22 protein-coding genes are annotated in these 20,876 nt (G+C 65.1%); 12 read left to right on the forward strand and 10 right to left on the reverse strand.

Annotated elements, in window-relative coordinates; translation table 11 throughout:
• Window positions 1-249 precede the first annotated feature (249 nt).
• The 3 genes from gshB to rsmI are packed head-to-tail and all read right to left on the reverse strand — an operon-like array spanning window position 250 to window position 2,582.
• Window positions 250-1,194 carry a glutathione synthase gene (gene gshB, locus MTR72_RS13445; protein WP_280967490.1) on the reverse strand — a complete coding sequence of 315 codons (945 nt, stop codon included), beginning with the start codon at window positions 1,192-1,194 and terminating at the stop codon, window positions 250-252.
• Between the two features lie 10 nt (window positions 1,195-1,204).
• Window positions 1,205-1,627, reverse strand: coding sequence for a YraN family protein (locus MTR72_RS13450; protein ID WP_280967489.1), 423 nt, complete (start codon window positions 1,625-1,627; stop codon window positions 1,205-1,207).
• Window positions 1,614-2,582, reverse strand: coding sequence for a 16S rRNA (cytidine(1402)-2'-O)-methyltransferase (rsmI, locus tag MTR72_RS13455; protein ID WP_280967488.1), 969 nt, complete (start codon window positions 2,580-2,582; stop codon window positions 1,614-1,616). Before rsmI ends, MTR72_RS13450 begins: the two co-directional genes overlap by 14 nt.
• Before the next feature lie 329 nt (window positions 2,583-2,911).
• On the opposite strand from rsmI, the gene MTR72_RS13460 reads away from it, so the two are divergent.
• Window positions 2,912-4,168, forward strand: coding sequence for a penicillin-binding protein activator (locus tag MTR72_RS13460; protein WP_445819577.1), 1,257 nt, complete (start codon window positions 2,912-2,914; stop codon window positions 4,166-4,168).
• A 174-nt stretch (window positions 4,169-4,342) separates the two neighbouring features.
• Here the strand turns inward: MTR72_RS13460 and hemW are convergent, their stop codons facing one another.
• The 3 genes from hemW to rph are packed head-to-tail and all read right to left on the reverse strand — an operon-like array spanning window position 4,343 to window position 6,843.
• Window positions 4,343-5,497 carry a radical SAM family heme chaperone HemW gene (gene hemW, locus MTR72_RS13465; RefSeq protein WP_280967487.1) on the reverse strand — a complete coding sequence of 385 codons (1,155 nt, stop codon included), beginning with the start codon at window positions 5,495-5,497 and terminating at the stop codon, window positions 4,343-4,345.
• The gene (rdgB, locus tag MTR72_RS13470; RefSeq protein WP_280967486.1) at window positions 5,484-6,119 is read right to left on the reverse strand and encodes an RdgB/HAM1 family non-canonical purine NTP pyrophosphatase; all 636 of its coding nucleotides are present in this window, start codon (window positions 6,117-6,119) and stop codon (window positions 5,484-5,486) included. Before rdgB ends, hemW begins: the two co-directional genes overlap by 14 nt.
• Window positions 6,120-6,129: 10 nt before the next feature.
• Entirely contained in the window at window positions 6,130-6,843 is a 714-nt protein-coding gene (gene rph / locus MTR72_RS13475; protein ID WP_280967485.1) for a ribonuclease PH, read from the reverse strand.
• Between the two features lie 165 nt (window positions 6,844-7,008).
• Here rph and hrcA point away from each other — a divergent pair, with 165 nt between their 5' ends.
• Both hrcA and grpE read left to right on the forward strand, forming a co-directional pair.
• On the forward strand, window positions 7,009-8,097 hold the full coding sequence (gene hrcA, locus MTR72_RS13480; RefSeq protein ID WP_280967484.1) for a heat-inducible transcriptional repressor HrcA: 1,089 nt from the start codon (window positions 7,009-7,011) through the stop codon (window positions 8,095-8,097).
• A 52-nt stretch (window positions 8,098-8,149) separates the two neighbouring features.
• The gene (gene grpE / locus MTR72_RS13485; RefSeq protein WP_445819579.1) at window positions 8,150-8,809 is read left to right on the forward strand and encodes a nucleotide exchange factor GrpE; all 660 of its coding nucleotides are present in this window, start codon (window positions 8,150-8,152) and stop codon (window positions 8,807-8,809) included.
• Between the two features lie 95 nt (window positions 8,810-8,904).
• Here the strand turns inward: grpE and pncA are convergent, their stop codons facing one another.
• Both pncA and MTR72_RS13495 read right to left on the reverse strand, forming a co-directional pair.
• On the reverse strand, window positions 8,905-9,627 hold the full coding sequence (gene pncA / locus MTR72_RS13490) for a bifunctional nicotinamidase/pyrazinamidase (RefSeq protein ID WP_280967482.1): 723 nt from the start codon (window positions 9,625-9,627) through the stop codon (window positions 8,905-8,907).
• Between the two features lie 120 nt (window positions 9,628-9,747).
• On the reverse strand, window positions 9,748-10,686 hold the full coding sequence (locus MTR72_RS13495; protein ID WP_341510401.1) for a hypothetical protein: 939 nt from the start codon (window positions 10,684-10,686) through the stop codon (window positions 9,748-9,750).
• 388 nt (window positions 10,687-11,074) lie between these two features.
• On the opposite strand from MTR72_RS13495, the gene dnaK reads away from it, so the two are divergent.
• The 8 genes from dnaK to MTR72_RS13535 all read left to right on the forward strand — a co-directional run bounded on the left by dnaK (window position 11,075) and on the right by MTR72_RS13535 (window position 18,414).
• Window positions 11,075-12,976, forward strand: a complete 1,902-nt coding sequence (gene dnaK / locus MTR72_RS13500; protein ID WP_341510402.1) for a molecular chaperone DnaK — start codon at window positions 11,075-11,077, stop codon at window positions 12,974-12,976.
• Between the two features lie 246 nt (window positions 12,977-13,222).
• Window positions 13,223-14,353: a molecular chaperone DnaJ gene (gene dnaJ / locus MTR72_RS13505; protein WP_280967479.1), complete on the forward strand. Its 1,131-nt coding sequence runs from the start codon at window positions 13,223-13,225 to the stop codon at window positions 14,351-14,353.
• Between the two features lie 88 nt (window positions 14,354-14,441).
• Window positions 14,442-15,041, forward strand: coding sequence for a class I SAM-dependent methyltransferase (locus MTR72_RS13510; RefSeq protein WP_280967478.1), 600 nt, complete (start codon window positions 14,442-14,444; stop codon window positions 15,039-15,041).
• A gap of 57 nt (window positions 15,042-15,098) precedes the next feature.
• On the forward strand, window positions 15,099-15,665 hold the full coding sequence (locus tag MTR72_RS13515) for an NADPH-dependent FMN reductase (protein WP_280967477.1): 567 nt from the start codon (window positions 15,099-15,101) through the stop codon (window positions 15,663-15,665).
• A gap of 6 nt (window positions 15,666-15,671) precedes the next feature.
• Window positions 15,672-16,382, forward strand: coding sequence for an orotidine-5'-phosphate decarboxylase (gene pyrF, locus MTR72_RS13520; protein WP_280967476.1), 711 nt, complete (start codon window positions 15,672-15,674; stop codon window positions 16,380-16,382).
• Between the two features lie 97 nt (window positions 16,383-16,479).
• Complete coding sequence (locus MTR72_RS13525; RefSeq protein ID WP_280967475.1) at window positions 16,480-16,782, forward strand: DUF1330 domain-containing protein; 303 nt, start codon at window positions 16,480-16,482, stop codon at window positions 16,780-16,782.
• Between the two features lie 165 nt (window positions 16,783-16,947).
• A complete protein-coding gene (gene dapB, locus MTR72_RS13530) occupies window positions 16,948-17,763 on the forward strand; it encodes a 4-hydroxy-tetrahydrodipicolinate reductase (protein ID WP_280967474.1) in 816 nt (271 codons plus the stop codon).
• Window positions 17,764-17,790: 27 nt separating this feature from the next.
• A complete protein-coding gene (locus MTR72_RS13535) occupies window positions 17,791-18,414 on the forward strand; it encodes a 2,3-bisphosphoglycerate-dependent phosphoglycerate mutase (protein WP_279373925.1) in 624 nt (207 codons plus the stop codon).
• A gap of 194 nt (window positions 18,415-18,608) precedes the next feature.
• Here the strand turns inward: MTR72_RS13535 and MTR72_RS13540 are convergent, their stop codons facing one another.
• Complete coding sequence (locus MTR72_RS13540) at window positions 18,609-19,505, reverse strand: bifunctional helix-turn-helix domain-containing protein/methylated-DNA--[protein]-cysteine S-methyltransferase (protein ID WP_280967473.1); 897 nt, start codon at window positions 19,503-19,505, stop codon at window positions 18,609-18,611.
• Between the two features lie 56 nt (window positions 19,506-19,561).
• Window positions 19,562-20,080 carry a DUF2244 domain-containing protein gene (locus MTR72_RS13545; protein ID WP_280967472.1) on the reverse strand — a complete coding sequence of 173 codons (519 nt, stop codon included), beginning with the start codon at window positions 20,078-20,080 and terminating at the stop codon, window positions 19,562-19,564.
• A 22-nt stretch (window positions 20,081-20,102) separates the two neighbouring features.
• Here MTR72_RS13545 and nth point away from each other — a divergent pair, with 22 nt between their 5' ends.
• Window positions 20,103-20,870 (forward strand): endonuclease III, encoded by a 768-nt coding sequence (gene nth / locus MTR72_RS13550; protein WP_280967471.1) that lies wholly within the window; start codon window positions 20,103-20,105, stop codon window positions 20,868-20,870.
• Window positions 20,871-20,876 lie beyond the last annotated feature (6 nt).

Genomic DNA, 20,876 nt, shown 5'->3' on the forward strand with positions numbered 1-20,876 from the left:
GGCGCGAGGCGTCATGGTGAATGGGTGGTTAGGGATTTGCGAAGTTCGAAGCCGCGTCGCCGAAGCGGGTGCAGGCAGCCACCTTACCGGTGTGTCGTCCTGGCGAAAGCCGGGACCCATAACCACAGGCAGTCGTGACTACAGGGACTAGCGGTTATCAATGCGCGTCAAACCACTCCCTGAAGTAATGGGTCCTGGCTTTCGCCAGGACGACATTGGGGAGTAGCGTGCGGCTTGCTGCTTGAAGCGTTACTTCTTCCGCTTCTGCTCGATCACGTCCCAGATCTTCGCCGCCACATCGGGGCCGCCGAGCCGCGCGATTGCGCGGATGCCGGTGGGCGAAGTCACGTTGATCTCGGTGAGCCGGTCGTTGATCACGTCGAGGCCGACGAACAAGAGGCCGCGTTCGCGCAGCGCCGGTCCGACCGTCTCGCAGATCTCGCGCTCGCGCGGGGTGAGGTCGGTCGCCTGCGCCGCGCCGCCTCGCACCATGTTGGAGCGAAGGTCATCGGCGGCCGGAACGCGGTTCACTGCGCCGGCAAACTCGCCATTGACCAGGATGATACGCTTGTCGCCGTGCTTCACCTCGGGGATGAACTGCTGAATCACCCAGGGCTCCTTGAAGGTCACCGAGAACATGTCGAACAGCGAGCCGAAGTTCATGTCCTGCGGCATCACGCGGAACACCGCCGCGCCGCCATGGCCGTGCAGCGGCTTCATCACCACGGCGCCATGCTGCTCGCGAAAGGCGTTGATCTCGTCGAGATCGCGCGAGATCAGTGTCGGCGGCATCAACTGCGGAAAATTCATCACGAACAGCTTTTCCGGCGCATTGCGCACGGAGGCGGGATCGTTGACGACCAGCGTCTTCGGATGGATGCCCTCCAGGAAATGCGTCGAGGTGATGTAAGCGAGGTCGAACGGCGGATCCTGGCGCAGCAACACCACGTCAAAGCCATTCAGCGCCTCGCGCTTGGGCTCGCCGAGGGTGAAGTGGTCACCGGGCTCGTCGCGCACGGTCAGGAGCTGGACCGGAGCCACCACCTCGGCGCCGACCATCGAGAGCTTGTCCGGCGTGTAATAGGACAGGCCATGGCCGCGCTTCTGCGCCTCCAGCAGCAGTGCGAAGGTGGAATCCCCGCGGACGTTGATGCGGGCGATGGGGTCCATCTGGACGGCGACGTTCAGTTTCATGGGCTGCCTTTCAGGTCGAGGCGTCGAATGCCGCCAACACATGGCGCGGAAGTCGTTTCGGCGCAATCAGCATGGCGTCGAATCGCAATTCGAATTCGGCATGCTCGGGATGCGCGGCCAGCCAGCCCTGTGCGGCATCGATGATGCGCTGCTGCTGGCGCGGCGTCACCGCGAAGGCGGCGTCATCCAGGCTCGCGCGGGCCTTGACCTCGACGAAGGCGACCAGATTGCGTCGTCGCGCCACGATGTCGATCTCGCCATGTGGTGTGCGGTAACGCTTGGCCAGGATCCGGTAGCCCTTTGCCATCAGATAGGCGGCGGCGCGACTCTCCGCGGAGATGCCGGTGCGGAACGCGGCGACGCGCTCGGGCGAGGCGACTTTTAGTTCCGTCGGCGTGGCACCATTGGTGTTCGCCCCCTCAGTCTTCGCCATCGTCGCCCCGCATATCCTTGCCCCGCAGATCCCTGGCGAGCTCGAGGGCGCGTGCATAGACCTCGCGGCGCGGCCGGCCCGATAGCCCGACCGCATGCGCCACTGCATCCTTGACGCTGTGCGTGGCGAGCTGCTCGCGCAGGAGGTCGTCGAGAGCATCCGCCGTCAGCACCTCGGCATCGGCGGCAGGCGGGCCGATCACCAGCACGAATTCGCCGCGCGTTTCGAGCGTGCCTGCCTCGCGCGCAAGCTCACGCAGCGGGGCGCGCGTGATCTCCTCGTGCAACTTGGTCAGTTCGCGACAGATTGCGGCTTCGCGGCCGCCCATGATCTCGGCGAGGTCCGCGAGCGTGTTCTGCACGCGGTTGCCGGATTCGAACATCACCAGCGTCGCATCGATGCGGGCGAGCTCGGTGAGCCGCGTGCGCCGGGCTACCGATTTGGCGGGCAGAAAGCCCTCGAAGAAGAAACGGTCCGTCGGCAAGGCCGCGACCGACAGCGCCGCCAGCACCGAGGACGGGCCGGGCAGGGCGTACACTGCGTGGCCCACGGCGCAGACCTCGCGCACCAGCTTGAAGCCGGGATCGGAGATCAGGGGCGTGCCTGCGTCGGAGACCAGCGCGACCGAGCCGCCTTGCGCCAGCGCCTCCAGGATTTTTGGGCGCGCAGCTTCCGCGTTGTGTTCGTGATAGGGCTTGAGCGGCGCGGCGATGGCGTAGCGCTCGGTCAGGCGCCGCGTGATGCGGGTGTCCTCGCAGGCGATCACATCGACACCGGCCAGGGTTTCGAGCGCCCGCAGCGTGATGTCGCCGAGATTGCCTATGGGGGTCGCGACCAGGTGCAGCCCGGGCGGCGCCTTTGGCGCGGCGAGGCGGTGGGCGTCGATAGAGAAACCGCGCGCGGCGGAGTCCACCGCACCTTCAGGCGTATTTATCGGGACCGGCTTTGCGCGCATAATGAGGTGAACTTAGGCATGATCCGAAGGGCTGGGAACCAGTCCTCCGAAAAAGATCGCGACTGAGACAGGACGGGAATGTGATCCGTGCAGGATCACATTCGAGAGGAACAAAGCGCTGGTGCCATATTCGCGGCGGAAATGCCGCCTTGATGCTGCGCGACGGACGGCGAACAGTTGGCCGAGACGGGGGATGAGCTGTGTTAGGCGTTTATTATCCTTTTGTTTTGGTTAACTAATTGTCGAGAATATACAGAAATCCGTGGCCTCGGTCGCGGCAAGACTGGTTCTGACTGGGCGGCAAGCGGCCGGTCAAAAGAAGAGCTGCCATGGTGGGCCCGCGTTATCCCAAATTCTCTTCCGAAATGTCGGAGCAGTCTTCTATTCCAGGACCCCGGTTGCCGGGGGCGACCCGTCGGAGCGCGCTTGGCCTGTTGCTCGGCGCGCCCCTGCTGTCGGCCTGCACGGGCGTGCAGCAGAGCCTCAGCCAGTTCTCCAATCCGTCCAGCAGTTCGTCGCCTCCGGCTGGGCCCGCCGGCCCGCCACAGCAGGCCACGACCGCCGGCACCGGCGGGGTGAAGGTCGGCCTGATTCTGCCGCTCTCGGCCGCCGGCAATGCCGGGCTCGCCGCGCAATCCATGCGCAACGCCGCCGAGATGGCGCTGGCTGAGTTCCAGAACCCCAACATCCAGCTCCTGATCAAGGACGACAACGGTAGCCCGCAAGGCGCGCAACAGGGCGCGCAGCAGGCGGTCGAGGAAGGCGCCGAGATCATTCTGGGACCGCTGTTCGCGCAGTCGGTCCCGGCGGTGGCGCAGGTGGCGCGCGCCCGCGGCATCTCGGTGATCGCGTTCTCGACCGACTCCAGCATCGCCGGCCGCGGCGTGTATCTGCTCAGCTTCCTGCCGGAGTCCGACGTCAATCGCATCATCGAATATTCCGCGAGCATCGGAAAGCGTTCCGTCGCCGCGCTCGTGCCCGAGAATGCCTATGGCAATGTCGTCGAGGCGGCGTTGAAGGCGGCGGTGCCGCGGCGCGGCGGCCGTCTCGTTGCTTTCGAGAAATACGGCTCCGATCGCGCGACACCGGCGCGCAACGTGGCGCAGCAGCTCGGCAGTGCGGATGCGCTGTTCATTGCCGACGATGGCGATGCCGTCGTCGCGGTCGCGGATGCGCTGACCGCGGCCGGCGCCAACCTGCGCAACATCCAGCTTCTCGGCACCGGCCTCTGGGACAATCCGCGGGTCTATGCCAGCGCCGCGCTCCAGGGCGGCCTCTACGCCGCGCCGGATCCTGCGGGCTTCCGCGCCTTCTCTGGCCGGTACCGCACCAAATTCGGCGGCGAGCCGGTGCGCACCGCAACGCTCGCCTATGACGCGGTGGCCCTCGTCGCGGCGCTCGCGCGCACGCAAGGCACCACGCGCTTCTCGTCCGACGTGCTCACCAACCCCTCCGGCTTTGCCGGCATCGACGGCCTATTCCGCTTCCGCGCGGATGGCACGAATGAACGCGGGCTTGCGGTGATGAAGGTGACAACAGGCGGCGGCGTCGCGGTGGCGGGCTCGCCGAAGAGCTTTGGGGCTTAGCTCTCGCCGCGCATGTCGCTGCGCTCCCTCGCCCCGCTTGCGGGGAGAGGGTTGGGGTGAGGGGGAATCTCCACGAGGGCGGTGAGAGTTGGACTCGCGGAGAGTCCCCTCACCCGGAATCCGCGCTTCGCGCGAATTCCGGCCTCTCCCCGCAAGCGGGGCGAGGCGAACAGCCTACGCCGCCAGATCTGCGACCACTGCATCCAGCACGGGAAATCCGCTGCTCGTGACGCGCAGCCGCCCCGTTGCATCGACCGTGATCGCGCCTTCCTCGCGGAGCAGCGCGATGCGGCGGGGATCGAGCGGCCGGCCGGAGAGCGCGGTGTAGCGATCGGGGTCGATGCCTTCGGCGAGACGCAATCCCATCAGCAAAAATTCGTCGGCGCGCTCCTCGCTGTTGAGGAGGTCGTCGGTGACGACGCCGTGACCGGTGCCTTCAACCCGCATCAGCCAGGCTTCGGGACGCTTCTCGGTGGCCGTCGCGTGCCTGATGCCGTCGATGTCAATGCGGCCGTGGGCGCCGGGACCGATGCCGGCATATTCCTCGCCGCGCCAGTAGACGAGATTGTGCCGGCACTCCGCGCCACGCCGCGCATGGTTGGAGATCTCGTAGGCGGGCAGGCCGAGCTTGTCACAGGTCTCCTGCGTCACGTCATAGAGCGCGCGCGCGACCGCTTCGTCCGGCGTCTTCAATTTGCCGGCCTGGTGCAGGCCGAAGAAGGGCGTGCCTTCCTCGATCGTCAATTGATAGAGCGACAGATGCTCGGCCGCTTCATCGATGGCGTGGCGAAGCTCATCAGCCCACATCGCCGGCGTCTGGTCGGGGCGGGCGTAGATCAGGTCGAAGGAGTAGCGGTCGAACGAGCGGCGCGCGATAGCGACCGCATCGAGGGCCTCGCGTGCGCTGTGCAGGCGGCCCAGCGCTTTCAGCGAGGCATCGTCGAGCGCCTGCACGCCGAGCGAGACGCGGTTGACGCCGGCGGTACGATAGCCGGCGAAGCGTGTGGCTTCGACGCTGGTGGGGTTGGCTTCCAGGGTGACTTCAACGTCGCCCGCGACGTGCCAGTGCTTGCCGATCGCATCGAGCACAGCGCCGACCGTTGCCGGCTGCATGAGCGACGGCGTGCCGCCGCCGAGGAAGATCGAGGTGACCTCGCGGCCGGGCGCGCGCTCGGCGGTGGTCGCAATCTCGCGCGCGAAGGCCGCGGCGAAGCGCGCCTCGTCGATCGCGACGTGGCGAACGTGGCTGTTGAAATCGCAATAGGGGCACTTCGACAGACAGAACGGCCAGTGCACGTAGACGCCGAAGGCTTCCTTAGCGCGTCTCAAGGCAGATCTCCGCCAGTTTCACGAAAGCGCGGGCACGGTGCGACAGGCCAAGGCCGAGCGGCGGCACGCCGTGCTTTTCGATGCTGGTCATCTCGCCGAAGGTGCGGCTGTAGCCGTTGGGCAGGAACATTGGATCATAGCCAAAGCCGGCTGTGCCGCGCGGTGGCCACACCAGTGTGCCGTCGACGCGCGCTTCGACCTCCTCGAGATGACCGTCCGGCCAGGCGACGCAGAGCGCGGAGACGAAGTGTGCCGTGCGCTTGTCGGCCGTGGTCGCGCCGCGCTCCTGCAACAGGCGTTCGATCTGCGCCATCGCCGCGGTGAAGTCTTTGGTCGGACCGGCCCAGCGTGCGCTGTAAATGCCCGGCGCGCCATCGAGCGCGTCGACCACGATACCGGAATCGTCGGCGAAAGCCGGCAGCTTGGCCGCCCGCGCTGCGGCTATTGCCTTGATCGCGGCATTGCTGCGGAAATCGTGGCCGGTCTCGTCGGGCTCCGTGAGGCCGAGCTCACCGGCCGAGACCGCCTCGACACCGTGAGGCGCCAGGAGCTCGCGCATCTCGGCGAGCTTGCCGGGATTATGGGTCGCGATGACGAGCTTTCCGGTGATTCGGCGGTGCATGGCCTATTGACTACGCCACTGCCAGTTTCTGCAAGTCCACGAGGCGCGAGACGCCCTTGCGTGCCAGCGCCATCAGCGCCAGGAACTCGGTTTCCGTGAACGGCTCGCGTTCCGCGGTGCCCTGTACCTCGATGATGCGGCCATCGCCCGTCATGACGAAATTGGCGTCGGTCTCGGCCTCCGAATCCTCGGCATAGTCGAGGTCGAGAACCGGCGTGCCGTTGTAGATGCCGCAGGAAATCGCGGCGACGTTGTCGCGCAGCACATTCGCCTTGATCATGTTGCGCGCCTTCATCCAGTTGACGCAATCGGCGAGCGCGACCCAGGCGCCGGTAATCGACGCCGTACGCGTGCCGCCGTCGGCCTGGAGCACGTCGCAATCGACCGTGATCTGGCGCTCGCCGAGCGCTTCGAGGTCGATGATGGTGCGAAGCGAGCGGCCGATCAGGCGCTGGATCTCGACGGTGCGGCCGCTCTGCTTGCCGGCGGAGGCTTCGCGGCGGGTGCGCTCCAGCGTCGCTCGCGGCAGCATGCCGTATTCGGCGGTAACCCAGCCGCGGCCCTGGCCCTTCAGCCACGGTGGCAGGCGGTCCTCCAGCGTGGCGGTGACCAGCACATGGGTGTCGCCGAATCTCACGAGGCAGGAGCCTTCCGCATATTTGACCACGCCGCGCTCCAACGTCACGGGGCGCAACTCGTCGGGCGCACGGCGGCTTGGCCGCATGGGAAATCCTCCAAAACTCGCGGGAAAAGGCTGTTCGCGGTGCTTGTAGGAGCGGGAAGGGTGGGCGGCAAGGTTTTTTCGCCCCGATATCCGCCGCTCAACGCCGCGCTTGTCAGAACCATCAAGGATAGACAAATTACAAGTATCTGAGAGGAGTTAACGTCTGTGGCCCACCACGATCCGATCCATCTGATCGCGCCGCGCGCAGGCCTTGCCCAGCTCAACGAGCGTTCCCGCGACATCTTTCGTCAAATTGTCGAAAGCTACCTCGCGACCGGCGAGCCGGTTGGCTCGCGCAATATTTCGCGGCTGATCGCGGTTCCGCTGTCGCCGGCCTCCGTCCGCAATGTGATGGCCGATCTCGAACAGCTCGGCCTGATCTACGCCCCGCACACCTCCGCCGGCCGGCTGCCGACGGAACTCGGCCTGCGCTTCTTCGTCGACGCCCTGATGCAGGTCGGCGAGCTCAACGAGGCCGAACGGCAGTCGATCCAGAGCCAGCTTGCCTCCGTCGGCCAGGCCCAATCGGTCGAGGCGGCGCTGGACCAGGCGCTGACGCGGCTGTCGGGGCTCACCCGGGCCGCCGCGGTCGTGCTGACGCCGAAATCCAATGCGCGGCTGAAACACATCGAATTCGTCCGCCTGGAACCGGAGCGGGCGCTGGTGGTCCTGGTCGGCGAGGACGGCCAGGTCGAAAACCGCGTGCTGTCGCTGCCGCCCGGGGTTCCATCCTCGGCGCTCACCGAGGCCAGCAATTTCCTCAATGCGCGGATCCGGGGCCGGACGCTGGTGGAGGCGCGACTCGAGCTCGAGACCGCGTTGGGGCAGGCCCGCGCCGAGCTCGATCAACTGACGCAGAAGGTGATTTCGGCCGGTATCGCGAGCTGGTCCGGCGGCGAGAGCGAGGATCGCCAGCTCATCGTGCGCGGTCACGCCAATCTGCTTGAAGATCTGCATGCGCTGGAGGACCTTGAGCGCGTGCGCCTGTTGTTCGACGACCTCGAGACCAAGCGCGGTGTGATCGACCTTTTGGGCCGTGCCGAGACCGCCGAGGGCGTGCGGATCTTCATCGGAAGCGAGAACAAGCTGTTCTCGTTGTCCGGCTCGTCCACCATCATCTCACCCTATCGGGATGCCGCCGGCCACATCGTCGGCGTCTTGGGCGTGATCGGGCCGACGCGGCTGAATTATGCCCGCGTGATCCCGACCGTGGACTACGCCGCCCGCATCGTCAGCCGCCTGCTGGGTGGCTGACCCCGTTTTCGGCCGATCACGGGCGCTTGATTTTCGTGCTCCGAGGCACGATATCCCAGCCAACAAATCCCTAGAGATGAGTTCGAGACAGCAGCCGATGACCGATCAAGACCGGCAACCCGAAGACACGGCCACGCCGACCGGCGAGCCCGTGGTGTCGAAGCCCTATGTGATGCCCGACGATCCCGAGCCAGGCTCGGTCGAGACGTTGCAGAAGGAGGCGGCCGAGGTGCGCGACCGGATGCTGCGGACGCTGGCGGAGATGGAGAACCTGCGCAAGCGCACCACCAAGGAGGTCGCGGATGCCCGTCTCTATGGCATCACCGGCTTCGCCCGAGACGTGCTCGAGATTGCCGACAACCTCCAGCGCGCGCTCGATGCAGTTCCGGCCGAGGACCGCGCCAATGCCGATCCCGGCCTGAAATCGCTGATCGAGGGTGTCGAGCTCACCGAACGCTCGCTGCTCAATGCGCTCGAAAAACACGGCGTGAAGAAGTTCGATCCGCAGGGCCAGAAGTTCGACCCGAATTTCCAGCAAGCGATGTTCGAAGTGCCCGATCCGTCAGTGCCATCAGGCACGGTGGTGCAGGTCGTGCAGGCCGGCTACACGATTGGCGAACGCGTGCTGCGGCCGGCGCTGGTCGGTGTCGCCAAGGGCGGAGCCAAAGCCGCGCCCGCGGCTAACAACAACGAGCCAAATAGCGCGGTGTAAGCCGCGCTTCCCGTACGCGTACAGGCGCAGACCTTCATCCTGACGAGACGGCGCTTCGCGCCTCCTCACCATGAGGGTTGAGAGTGTTGCGCGATCTACGCGCTCACCGCGATATCGCTCGACTGAATCCGCTTCACGCCGGCCTTGGCCATGTCGGCCCAGGCTTTGGCGAGCGAGCCCTGCGTATCGATGCCGCGGCAGGCGTCCTCCACGACATAGACCTCGAAGCCCGCCTTGCGCGCGTCGAGGGCAGTCCAGGCGACGCAGAAATCGGTCGCCAGGCCTGCAACGAAGACGCGCTTGATCTTGCGCCCTTTGAGATAGCCGGCGAGTCCGGTCGAGGTCTTGCCGTCGGCCTCGAGGAAGGCCGAGTAGCTGTCGACCTCCTTGTGAAAGCCCTTGCGGATGATCAGCTCGGCGTGCGGGATCGAGAGGTCCTTCGAGAGCGCGGCGCCGTCGGTGCCCTGCACGCAATGATCCGGCCACAGCACCTGCTTGCCATAGGGCAGGTCGATGGTCTCGAACGGCTTCTTGCCGGAATGGACCGAGGCGAACGAGACGTGGCCGGGCGTGTGCCAGTCCTGCGTCATCACCACGTTGGCAAACGCCTTCGCGATCCTGTTGATGACCGGCACCACCTGCTCGCCTTCCTTCACGGCAAGGCTGCCGCCGGGCAGGAAGCAGTTCTGCACGTCGATGACGAGCAGCGCGGACGCCTCATCCGGCTTGATCGATGTCGCCGCCAAAGCCGGATGTGACGCGAGCGCCACAAGCGCCGTCGTCCCCAGCGCCGCCAAGATTTGCCGCCGATCCAGCATCGTTCGCCTCCCTCCAGGATGAACTCAACGAGGGAGAAGCGTAGTTCCGCCAATGCGCGAACAGAAGCCCGAAAATGCAGCCGGTTCTGTCCAGCGCTTGAGCTTGCCGGCCCTGAAATCCTAGCCCTTCGGCTGGATGCCGTCACGCACGGCGCGGAAGCGGGTGAAGGCGCTCGACCACTGATCGCGCGGGGCGCTGGCGATGATGCGCAGCGAGGTGCTGCCGCCGAAGCGGATCCACTGCACTACCGTTACGGGGGTCTTGTCCTTGCCGCTGACGCCGTCGATCCGGGTCTCAAAGCCCTGCTGGCCGTTGATCCGGATCGGCTCGGACATGGTGACGCGCGATTCGCGCACGCCGGGGATCTGGAGCGCTGCTTCCTGGGCGAAGCGGGCGCGATCGTCGGCCTGCTGCGGCGTCGCGCCGATCAAGCCGAGGATCATGAACGGCTTCGGCTCGAGGCCGGAGCTCTCATCGCCATCGGCGAGGATGATGCTGACCCCGGGCGCCAGCGTGCGGATATTCTTGAAGTCGGCGAGATCGGTGATCTTGAACGGCATCAGCGCGATCTGCTCGTCGATCGACACCTCCCTGCGGGTGACGGCGCTCGCAAACATCTGCCGCACTGCCTCGTCCGTGTAGATCTTGGTGGCGTTTTCCGGGATCTGCACGGCGACATAGCCGGAGAAGCCGGCGCCCGGCACGATCATTGAATAGCGCTTCACCGGGGTATCGCCGGCCTTACCGCTCTCGGTGGTGAAATAGGCAAGGCCCGCGGGCGTCTCGATCTTGTCCTGCTTGACGCCGCCGGTACCCGCAGGATTGGCGTTGAAGGCGCTCACGACCTCGCCATAGGCCGCTGGCGGCAGCTCGGTGATCAGCACCTTGACGCTGCCGTCCTCGTTCTCGAAGCCCGGAAAGGTCTTGGCCTTGTTGAGGCCGATCAACGGCACCATGCCGAGGCGCAGTCCGGGCGGAAACACGGCATCGGCGGCAATGGCCGGAAGCGCCGAGGCGACGAGAAAAGCGAGCGCGGCGAGGGGACGAATGAGCTTCATGGGCACTCTACTTGGTTCACATTGAGGCCGTTCGATGGTGGGCGACCGGGCCCCTTTGTCGCGTCAGGCCGCCTCGATGGCGAGCAGGTCCCGCGGCCCGCCTTTTAGCGGGTTTGGCCTTCCGGCAACAGGGCCGGACGACAGCCTGCCCCGAGGGCAGGACCTGTTAATAATTCCTCACCTGCAAGGCCGGTGGCACCCGGATATGATCTTCCAAAACCCAATGTTTTCACGGCCGAAACTTGCGTTCGGTCCTTGCGGGCCCCTCCCCCCCTCCTATATGAGCCTCAACCATCGCAATATCGCGGATGTTTGATCTTAGGGGGTTTTGGATCGGGTGCCTTCTGGGCCCAACCAACCTGCCGCAATAAAGAAGGATATCAGGACCATGGGAAAGGTCATTGGCATCGACCTCGGCACGACGAACTCGTGCGTCGCCGTAATGGACGGCAAGAACGCCAAAGTTATCGAGAATTCGGAAGGCATGCGCACGACGCCTTCGATCGTCGCGGTCACGGATGACGGCGAGCGACTCGTCGGCCAGCCTGCGAAGCGCCAGGCCGTCACCAATCCAGAGCGCACCTTCTTCGCAGTGAAGCGCCTTATCGGCCGCCGCTACGACGACCCGATGGTCGAGAAGGACAAGAAGCTCGTTCCGTACAAGATCGTCAAAGCTTCCAACGGCGACGCCTGGGTCGAGGCTGACGGTCAGACCTATTCGCCTTCGCAGGTCTCGGCGTTCATCTTGCAGAAGATGAAGGAGACCGCGGAAGCCCATCTCGGCCAGAAGGTCGACCGGGCCGTCATCACCGTTCCCGCCTACTTCAACGACGCCCAGCGCCAGGCGACCAAGGACGCCGGCAAGATCGCGGGCCTTGAAGTGCTGCGCATCATCAACGAGCCGACCGCGGCTGCGCTCGCCTACGGTCTGGACAAGACCAAGGCCGGCACGATCGCCGTGTACGACCTCGGCGGCGGCACGTTCGATATCTCCATTCTCGAAATCGGCGACGGCGTGTTCGAGGTGAAGTCGACCAACGGCGACACCTTCCTCGGCGGCGAAGATTTTGACATGCGCCTCGTGGGCTATCTGGCCGACGAGTTCCAGAAGGAGCAGGGCATCAACCTGCGCAACGACAAGCTCGCGCTGCAGCGCCTGAAGGAGGCCGCTGAAAAGGCCAAGATCGAGCTGTCGTCGACGACGCAGACCGAGATCAACCTGCCCTTCATCACAGCGGACCAGACCGGCCCGAAGCATCTGACGATGAAGCTCACCCGCGCCAAGTTCGAGGCGCTGGTGGACGACCTCATCCAGAAGACGGTCGAGCCCTGCCGCAAGGCGCTGAAGGATGCCGGCGTCACCGCCGGTGAGATCGGCGAAGTGGTTCTGGTCGGCGGCATGTCGCGCATGCCGAAGGTTCAGGAAGTCGTGAAGCAGTTGTTCGGCAAGGAGCCGCACAAGGGCGTGAACCCGGACGAAGTCGTGGCGATCGGTGCCGCGATCCAGGCCGGCGTGCTCCAGGGCGACGTCAAGGACGTGCTGCTGCTCGACGTGACCCCGCTGTCGTTGGGCATCGAGACGCTCGGCGGCGTGTTCACCCGAATCATCGACCGCAACACCACGATCCCGACCAAGAAGAGCCAGGTGTTCTCGACCGCCGAGGACAACCAGAACGCGGTCACCATCCGCGTCTTCCAGGGCGAGCGTGAAATGGCGGCCGACAACAAGATGCTCGGTCAGTTCGACCTGATGGGCATTCCGCCGGCCCCGCGCGGCATGCCGCAGATCGAGGTGACGTTCGACATCGATGCCAACGGCATCGTCAACGTCTCGGCCAAGGACAAGGCAACCGGCAAGGAGCAGCAGATCCGCATCCAGGCCTCCGGCGGCCTGTCGGAAGCCGACATCGACAAGATGGTCAAGGACGCCGAAGCCAACGCTGCGGCCGACAAGCAGCGCCGCGAGGCCGTCGACGCCAAGAACCATGCCGATGCGCTGGTGCACTCCACCGAGAAGGCGCTGGCCGAGCACGGTTCGAAGGTCGGCGAGAGCGAGCGCAGGGCGATCGAGGATGCCGTCAGCGATCTCAAGGAAGCGCTGAAGGGCAACGATGCCGAGGCGATCAAGGCCAAGACCAACACGCTGGCCCAGGCCTCGATGAAGCTTGGCGAGGCCATGTACAAGCAGCAGGCCGAGGCCGACGCGGCCAAGGACGCTGCGAAGGACGACGTGGTCGACGCGGAATTCACCGAAGTCGACGACGACAAGAACAACAAGAAGTCCGCCTGAAGCCCTTAGAGGGTCATCATGCGGACGGCTTGGACCCCACACGCTCTACCAGCCTCCCCCCTCAGGGGGGAGGCTTTCGTGTCGGGACGGGCGGGGCGCCTCCCCGTTACGATCAATCAATTCCCAGCCGTTATCCTGAACACCGCCGTGCTGCCCTCTGCCGCAAGGCGGAAGGCTGCCTATATTGTCGCGTGGCGACGCTGTTTCGCTCCGACTTGAATCGCGATTGGATAGACCGAGTCCGACATGTCCACCAAGCGCTGCTACTACGAAACCCTCGAAGTCGAACGCGACGCTGACGAGTCCAAGCTGAAATCGTCGTTCCGCAAGCTGGCGATGAAATTCCATCCCGACCGCAATCCCGGGGATGAGACGAGCGAAGTCCGGTTCAAGGAGATCAACGAGGCCTACGAGGTCCTCAAGGACAAGGACAAGCGCGCCGCCTATGACCGTTACGGTCATGCCGCCTTCGAGCAGGGCGGCTTCGGCGGTGGTGGTGCCGGCTTCGGCGCGGGCTTTGCGTCCTCTTTCTCCGACATTTTCGAGGATTTGTTCGGCATGGCCGGACAGCGCGGCCGCGGTGGCCGCGAACGTGGCGCCGACCTCCGCTACAACATGGAGATCACGCTCGAGGAAGCTTTCGGCGGCAAGACGGCGCAGATCGAGATCCCGGTCTCCGTCACCTGCGAGGCCTGCTCGGGCACCGGCGCGAAGGCCGGCACCAAGCCCAAGACCTGCTCGACCTGCGGTGGCGCCGGACGCGTGCGCCAGTCGCAGGGCTTCTTCACGCTCGAGCGCACCTGTCCCGGTTGTCAGGGCCGTGGTCAGATGATCGAGGATGCCTGCCCGTCCTGCGCGGGCCAGGGCCGGGTCACGCGCGAGCGGACGTTGTCGGTCAACATTCCCCAGGGCGTCGAGGACGGCACCCGGATCAGGCTCGCCGGTGAAGGCGAGGCCGGCGTTCGCGGCGGCCCGCCCGGCGACCTCTACATCTTCCTGTCGCTGGCCCAGCACCAGTTCTTCCAGCGCGACGGCGCCGACCTGCATTGCCGCGTGCCGATCTCGATGGTGACCGCCGCTCTTGGCGGCGAATTCGAGGTCCCGACCATCGACAAGGGGAAGACCAAGGTGAAGGTCCCGGCCGGGACCCAGTCCGGCCGCCGATTCCGCATTGCATCAAAAGGCATGCCGGTGCTGCGCTCGCGCCAGATGGGCGACATGTACGTCCAGGTCGTGGTCGAAACCCCGCAGAACCTCACCAAGAAGCAGCAGGAATTGCTGGCCGAGTTCGAGAAGCTCTCTTCCGGTGCGACCCATCCGGAATCGGTGGGTTTCTTCGCCAAGGTCAAGGACTTCTTCGGCAATCGAGCGAATTGACTCGGCTTGACCGTACCGCCCGCGGCCTATACGTCTTTATGACCATTTTCTGACACGCCGCGGCGACGCGGTCCCGTCCGGTCCTGACATGCCATTGCAATCGTCCGCGCGTGCGTTGAAGAAGCCCCGTCTCGACGACGAGGTTCGTTTTCTCCGATCGTGGATCGAAAAGCCGCTGCATATGGGTGCGGTGATGCCTTCGGGTAAGCTGCTGGCCCGGACCATGGCCCATTACGTCGACGTCGATTCAGACGGACCGGTGGTCGAGCTCGGGCCAGGCACCGGCGCCATCACTTCGGCGCTGATCGAGCGCGGCGTCGATCCGAAGCGTCTCGTCCTCGTCGAATATAATCCCGGCTTCTGCGCGCTGCTGCGCGACCGCTATCCGCAGGCCAAGGTCGTCCAGGGCGACGCCTATCGCCTGCGTGACACGCTCTGGAATGTGCTGAGCACGCCGGCTTCCGCGGTCGTCTCCGGCCTGCCGCTGGTGACCAAACCGATGCTGACGCGGCTGCGGCTCATTCGCGACGCCTTCACGGCGTTGGCGCCCGGCGCGCCCTTCGTGCAATTCACCTACGCGGTTGTGCCGCCGATTCCGAAATCGCTCCCCGGCGTGTCCACAGAGGCCTCGGAACGGATCTGGATGAACCTTCCGCCGGCCCGCGTCTGGGTGTATCGCAAGGATTAATTCCGCCGGCTTTCCTCTATGCGCGGCGGGCTCGTTTCGCCGAACGCGTTTGATTGGATGCCCGCACCCAAGATCCTCGTCATTCCCGGCTCGCTGCGCACCGGCTCGCACAACGCGAAACTGGCGGCGGTTGCGGCTTACGAATTCGCCCAGGCCGGCGTCGACGTCACCCGCATCTCGCTCGCCGATTTTCCGCTGCCGATCTACGATGGCGAGTCAGGGGTGCCCAAGCACGCGATCAATCTCAAGCGCATGATCGGCGCACACCAGGGCGTTCTGATCGTCACGCCCGAATACAATGCCTCGGTGCCTCCGCTGCTCAAGAACGCGATCGACTGGGTCAGCCGCGTGCAGGATCCGCACGAGGCGCGCGGCGACGTATTCCGCCATCGGGTGTTTGCGCTTGCCGGTGCTTCGCAGAGCCGGCTCGGCGCGTCCCGCGCGCTTGGGGCGTTGCGGCTGATCCTGACCTCCTGCCACGCCAATGTGATCGCCGGCCAGCTCGCGCTCGCCTTTGCCGACCAGGCCTATGACGATATGGACAGGCTGAAGAACCAGTCCGACATCGACGCGCTGAAGGAGATGGTGCGGCAGTTGATCGACGTTTCCCAACGCATGATGTGAGGTGACATGACGCCTGCTGAAATCGCCCCCAAGGACCGCTTGATCGTCGCGCTCGATTTGCCGAGCCTTGAGCTTGCGGAGGCGATGGTCAATCGGCTCGGCGACAGCGTCACCTTTTACAAGATCGGCTATCGGCTCGCTTATGCTGGTGGTCTGCCGCTGGTCGGCAAGCTCGCCGACAGGGGCAAGAAGGTCTTCCTCGATCTCAAGCTGCACGATATCGGCAACACGGTGATGCAGGGCGTCGAGAGCATCACCAGGTTAGGAGCGACCTTCCTCACCGTGCACGCCTATCCGCAGACCATGAAGGGCGCCGTCGAAGGCCGCCGCAACTCGAGCCTGAAGATCCTCGCCGTCACGGTGCTGACCTCTTACAACGAGGACGATCTGCACGCCGCCGGCTACCGGCTCGGCGTCTCCGAGCTGGTCGAAGCGCGCGCCCAGCAGGCGCAGGTGCTCGGCATCGACGGTCTCATCTGCTCGCCGGAGGAAGTGGGCAGCCTGCGCAAGATCGTCGGCCACCAGATGAACCTCGTCACTCCCGGCATCAGGCCGGCAGGCTCGGCGACCGGCGACCAGAAGCGCATCATGACGCCGGGGCGCGCGATTGCCGCGGGCGCCGACTATCTCGTCGTCGGGCGGCCGGTGGTGGAGGCCGCTGATCCGAAGGCAACGGCCGATGCAATCCAGGCCGAGATTGCGCAAGCACTCGGCTAGAGCATGATCCGGATCCGAAGGATCGCTTTAGCGAAGCGTGTAACGGCTTTCCGACAAGATCATGCTCAGATCGACAGCCACAACAGGGAGAAGAACAATGGCAAAGGGCTACTGGATCGGACGCGTCGACGTGCACAATGACGAGGGCTACAAGCCCTACGCCGTCGCCAACGGCCCGATCTTCAAGAAATTTGGCGGCCGCTTCGTCGTCCGTGCCGGCAGGTTCACCACCGTCGAAGGCCAGAGCCGCACCCGCAACGTGGTGATCGAATTCCCGGACTACGAGACCGCGATCGCCTGCTACAACTCGCCGGAATATCAGGCCAACATCAAGGTGCGCCAGCCGCACTCCCTCGCCGACCTCATCATCATCGAGGGCTACGACGGCCCGCAGCCCTAGGGCGGCGCTATCGTCATGGCCGGGCTTGTCCCTGCCATCCACGTCTTCTTGCCCACGTACGGCTCTTTGTGGATGCCCGGGACAAGCCCGGGCATGACGGGTCCATGACCCTCGGTTGCCGGAACTCCATCCCGCCGCTACAACGGCCCCGAAGAGGATCACACCATGTCCGACATGCGCTTGATTGTTGCAGGAGCCGGCGGCCGGATGGGTCGCGCGTTGACGCGGGCGATTGCCGAAACCAAAGGCGCGGTGCTGGTCGGCGCGCTGGAAGCGCCGGGCTCGGAACTGCTCGGCAAGGACGCCGGCGTGCTCGCAGGGCTGCCGGCCAATGGCATACAACTCTCCGCCGACCTCTGGGCGATGTCGAAGGATGCCGACGGCATCCTCGATTTCACTGTGCCGGCGGCGACCATCGCCAATGTCGCGATCGCGGCCGAGCGCGGCCTCGTGCATGTCATCGGCACGACCGGGCTTTCGGCCTCCGACAACGCCGTGATCAAGAGCGTCACCAACCGCGCCGTCGTCGTGCAGTCCGGCAATATGAGCCTGGGCGTCAATTTGCTCGCTGCCGTGGTCAAGCGTGTCGCCAAGGCGCTCGACGAAACCTTCGACATCGAGATTGTCGAAACCCATCATCGCATGAAGGTCGATGCGCCCTCGGGCACGGCGCTGATGCTGGGCCAAGCCGCTGCGGCCGGCCGCGGCATCTCGCTCGATAAGCATTCGGCACGTGGCCGCGACGGCATCACCGGTGCACGGCGTCCCGGCGACATCGGCTTTGCCTCCTTGCGTGGCGGCACCGCGGCGGGCGACCACAGCGTCAGCTTTCTTGGAGCCTTCGAGCGCCTGACGCTGTCGCATCATGCCGAAGACCGCATGCTGTTCGCCCATGGCGCGCTGAGAGCAGCACTCTGGGCGCACGGCAAGAAGCCGGGGCACTACTCGATGGCCGACGTGCTGGGTCTTGCCGACATCTGAACGAAGATAAGTAACGGAAAGCAGTCAATGAGCGAACGTCTCCTCGTGCTCGTGCGCCACGGCCAGAGCGAATGGAATCTGAAGAACCTGTTCACGGGGTGGAAGGATCCCGATCTCACCGAGCAGGGTGTGGCGGAAGCCAGGGAAGCGGGTCGCAAGCTGAAGGCGCAGGGGCTCGTCTTCGACGTTGCCTTCACCTCGGTGCTGACCCGCGCGCAGCACACGCTCGACCTCATCCTCGGCGAGCTCGGCCAGGAAGGCCTGCCCACAGCCAAGGATCTCGCGCTGAACGAGCGCGACTATGGCGATCTCTCCGGCCTCAACAAGGACGACGCGCGCAAGAAATGGGGCGAGGAACAAGTGCACATCTGGCGCCGCTCCTACGACGTGTCGCCGCCCGGCGGCGAAAGCCTGAAGGACACGCTGGCGCGCGCGCTGCCCTATTACGTGCAGGAGATTCTGCCCGCCGTGCTCAACGGCAAGCGCACGCTGGTCGCCGCCCACGGCAACTCGCTGCGCGCGCTGATCATGGTGCTGGAGAAGCTTTCGCCCGAGGGCATCCTGAAGCGCGAGCTCGCCACCGGCGTGCCGATCATCTACCGCCTCAACGCGGATTCGACGGTGGCATCGAAGCTGGACCTGGCGGGGTAAGCTCGATAGCGTGAGGTGCGGTTAGGTCGCGCCAAACATTCAGCGTCGTCCCGGCGAAGGCCGGGACCCATAACCCCAGGAAGAAGTTTAGCGAAGACTTGCAGTTATCCTGTCTTCGCGTCGGACTTATACAGTCTGCCGCCGATAGAGCGCGCGGTATGGGTCCCGGCCTTCGCCGGGACGACGATGTGGATCTACTGCACCCCAAGCCGCCCGGCTTCCCAGCCCAGCATCGCCTGCTTGCGGGTGATGCCCCAGTGATAGCCGGTGAGCGTACCGCCCTTGCCGAGCGCGCGGTGGCAGGGCACGACGAACGAGACCGGGTTCTTGCCGACGGCGGCGCCGACGGCGCGCGAGGCCTTCGGATTGTTGATGTTGCAGGCGATGTCGGAATAGGACACCGCGCGCCCCATCGGGATCTTGAGCAGCGTCTCCCACACCCGCACCTCGAAATCGGTGCCGATCAGCACGACGCGAAGCGGCTGGTCGGGTCGCCAGAGGTTTGGGTCGAAGATGCGCTGGGCGAGTGGCGCCGTGCCTTCGTGATCCTCGACGTAAGTTGCCTTCGGCCAGCGCCGGGTCATATCGGCAAGCGCGATGTTCTCTTCACCGGGATCGGCGAAAGCGAGGCCCGACAATCCCCGCTCGGTCGCGATCACGATCGCGGTGCCGAAGGGGGAGGGATGGAAGCCATAGCGCAACGTCAGGCCCGCGCCGCCATTCTTCCATTCGCCCGGCGACATCGCCTCATGGGTGACGAAGAGGTCGTGCAGCCGGCCGGGCCCCGACAGACCGGAATCGAGTGCCGCGTCGAGGATGCTCGCGGAATCCCGGAGCAGGCTCTTGGCATGGTCGAGGGTGAGCGCCTGCATGAAGGCCTTCGGCGTGATCGAGGCCCAGCGGCGGAACAGATGGTGCAGTTCATCCGGCGTGACCCCCGCGGCATCCGCCATCGCCTCGATGGTTGGCTGTGCGCGCCAGTTCTCCGAAATGAAGGCGATCGCCCGGCGCACCGAATCATAGTCGCGTAGTGCGGCGTTCTGGGAGCCTGGCCTGGCCAGGCGCTGGTCATGTATGGCGAGTGTCATCATGACCGGAAATGTAGGAGAGCGGACCGCTTGAAACCACCCGATTTCCGACTCGCAAATCAGGTGACCGGATTGTAGGTCAGGCCGCGCCTGGCCGCGTTCAGCGCCTGGATTAAGGCCTTGGCGAAGCTTGCCTTTTCCTCGGGTCCGAGGAACCCGCCGATGGACAGGCAGCGGCCCCGCGAGATCAGATAGAGGTGTTCGAGGCCGTACTCCTCATCGACATCCTGGTCGAGGCGGACCCAGAGCGGGTTGAACACCCATTCGGCGACATCGCCGCGATGGCTGACGCGCCGCACGCGCAATTCCGACGGCGTGACGACGATCTCCTCGCTCGCCCGCGCGCTGCGGAAATTGACCTTGAACGCCCACCAGATCACCAGCACGTCGAGGCCGAAGAAGCCGAGCACCGGCCATGCGCCCATCATCAGAAAGACGATGCCGGTCGCAAAACTGACGACGCTCAAGAACAGCATCACGGCGAGAAAGCCGGTGCGGTTAAGCGAGCGATGCGGGGTCAGCAACGCGGAAAAGATCAGCGGCTCGCTCTCGCGCTCAATTTCGTTGCCTGTGCTCATCGTCTCTCAGTATATCCCGATCATGGCGAAAATCACCCGCAAGCCGGCTCCGCGCAAACCGGCCGTGCCGAAGAAAAAGGCAAAAAAAGCCACTGGCGGGCCAAAGCGGCCTGCGAAGTCCTCGCTCAAAGCCACCAAAACCAAACCTGCAAAGCCCTGGACGCCGGCGGAGATCCATGAGGTCTTCAGCCGTTTCCGCAAGGCCAATCCTGAGCCGAAGGGGGAGCTGGAGCACCTCAATCCCTTTACGCTGCTCGTGGCCGTCGTGCTGTCGGCGCAGGCGACCGACGCCGGAGTCAACAAGGCGACACGGGAATTGTTCAAGGTCGCCGACAGCCCGCAGAAGATGCTCGACCTCGGCGAGGAACGCTTGCGCGACTACATCAAGAGCGTCGGGCTCTACCGCACCAAGGCCAAGAATGTGATCGCGCTGTCGGCAAAGCTGCTGGCGGAGTTCGGCGGCGAAGTGCCGCGCACGCGCGCCGGGATTGAGTCGCTGCCCGGCGCGGGCCGCAAGACCGCCAATGTCGTGCTCAACATGGCCTTTGGCGAGCACACCATGGCGGTCGACACCCATGTCTTCCGCGTCGGCAACCGCACCGGGCTTGCGCGCGGCAAGACGCCGCTCGAGGTCGAGCTCGGTCTCGAAAAGGTGATCCCGGCGGAGTTCATGTTGCATGCGCATCATTGGTTGATCCTGCACGGCCGCTATACTTGCCTCGCGCGCAAGCCGCGCTGCGAGGTGTGCCTGATCAACGATCTCTGCCGCTGGCCGGAGAAGACGGTCTGAGTCGCC

It is taken from the genome of Bradyrhizobium sp. ISRA442, assembly GCF_038085055.1.
GTDB lineage: Bacteria > Pseudomonadota > Alphaproteobacteria > Rhizobiales > Xanthobacteraceae > Bradyrhizobium.

Coding starts and splice junctions, on each gene's coding strand:
- gshB (WP_280967490.1), bottom strand. CDS start 1,194: ATGAAACTGAACGTCGCCGTCCAGATGGACCCCATCGCCCGCATCAAC.
- MTR72_RS13450 (WP_280967489.1), bottom strand. CDS start 1,627: ATGGCGAAGACTGAGGGGGCGAACACCAATGGTGCCACGCCGACGGAA.
- rsmI (WP_280967488.1), bottom strand. CDS start 2,582: ATGCGCGCAAAGCCGGTCCCGATAAATACGCCTGAAGGTGCGGTGGAC.
- MTR72_RS13460 (WP_445819577.1), top strand. CDS start 2,912: ATGGTGGGCCCGCGTTATCCCAAATTCTCTTCCGAAATGTCGGAGCAG.
- rdgB (WP_280967486.1), bottom strand. CDS start 6,119: ATGCACCGCCGAATCACCGGAAAGCTCGTCATCGCGACCCATAATCCC.
- rph (WP_280967485.1), bottom strand. CDS start 6,843: ATGCGGCCAAGCCGCCGTGCGCCCGACGAGTTGCGCCCCGTGACGTTG.
- pncA (WP_280967482.1), bottom strand. CDS start 9,627: ATGCTGGATCGGCGGCAAATCTTGGCGGCGCTGGGGACGACGGCGCTT.
- MTR72_RS13495 (WP_341510401.1), bottom strand. CDS start 10,686: ATGAAGCTCATTCGTCCCCTCGCCGCGCTCGCTTTTCTCGTCGCCTCG.
- dnaK (WP_341510402.1), top strand. CDS start 11,075: ATGGGAAAGGTCATTGGCATCGACCTCGGCACGACGAACTCGTGCGTC.
- dnaJ (WP_280967479.1), top strand. CDS start 13,223: ATGTCCACCAAGCGCTGCTACTACGAAACCCTCGAAGTCGAACGCGAC.
- MTR72_RS13510 (WP_280967478.1), top strand. CDS start 14,442: ATGCCATTGCAATCGTCCGCGCGTGCGTTGAAGAAGCCCCGTCTCGAC.
- MTR72_RS13515 (WP_280967477.1), top strand. CDS start 15,099: ATGCCCGCACCCAAGATCCTCGTCATTCCCGGCTCGCTGCGCACCGGC.
- pyrF (WP_280967476.1), top strand. CDS start 15,672: ATGACGCCTGCTGAAATCGCCCCCAAGGACCGCTTGATCGTCGCGCTC.
- MTR72_RS13525 (WP_280967475.1), top strand. CDS start 16,480: ATGGCAAAGGGCTACTGGATCGGACGCGTCGACGTGCACAATGACGAG.
- dapB (WP_280967474.1), top strand. CDS start 16,948: ATGTCCGACATGCGCTTGATTGTTGCAGGAGCCGGCGGCCGGATGGGT.
- MTR72_RS13535 (WP_279373925.1), top strand. CDS start 17,791: ATGAGCGAACGTCTCCTCGTGCTCGTGCGCCACGGCCAGAGCGAATGG.
- MTR72_RS13540 (WP_280967473.1), bottom strand. CDS start 19,505: ATGATGACACTCGCCATACATGACCAGCGCCTGGCCAGGCCAGGCTCC.
- MTR72_RS13545 (WP_280967472.1), bottom strand. CDS start 20,080: ATGAGCACAGGCAACGAAATTGAGCGCGAGAGCGAGCCGCTGATCTTT.
- nth (WP_280967471.1), top strand. CDS start 20,103: ATGGCGAAAATCACCCGCAAGCCGGCTCCGCGCAAACCGGCCGTGCCG.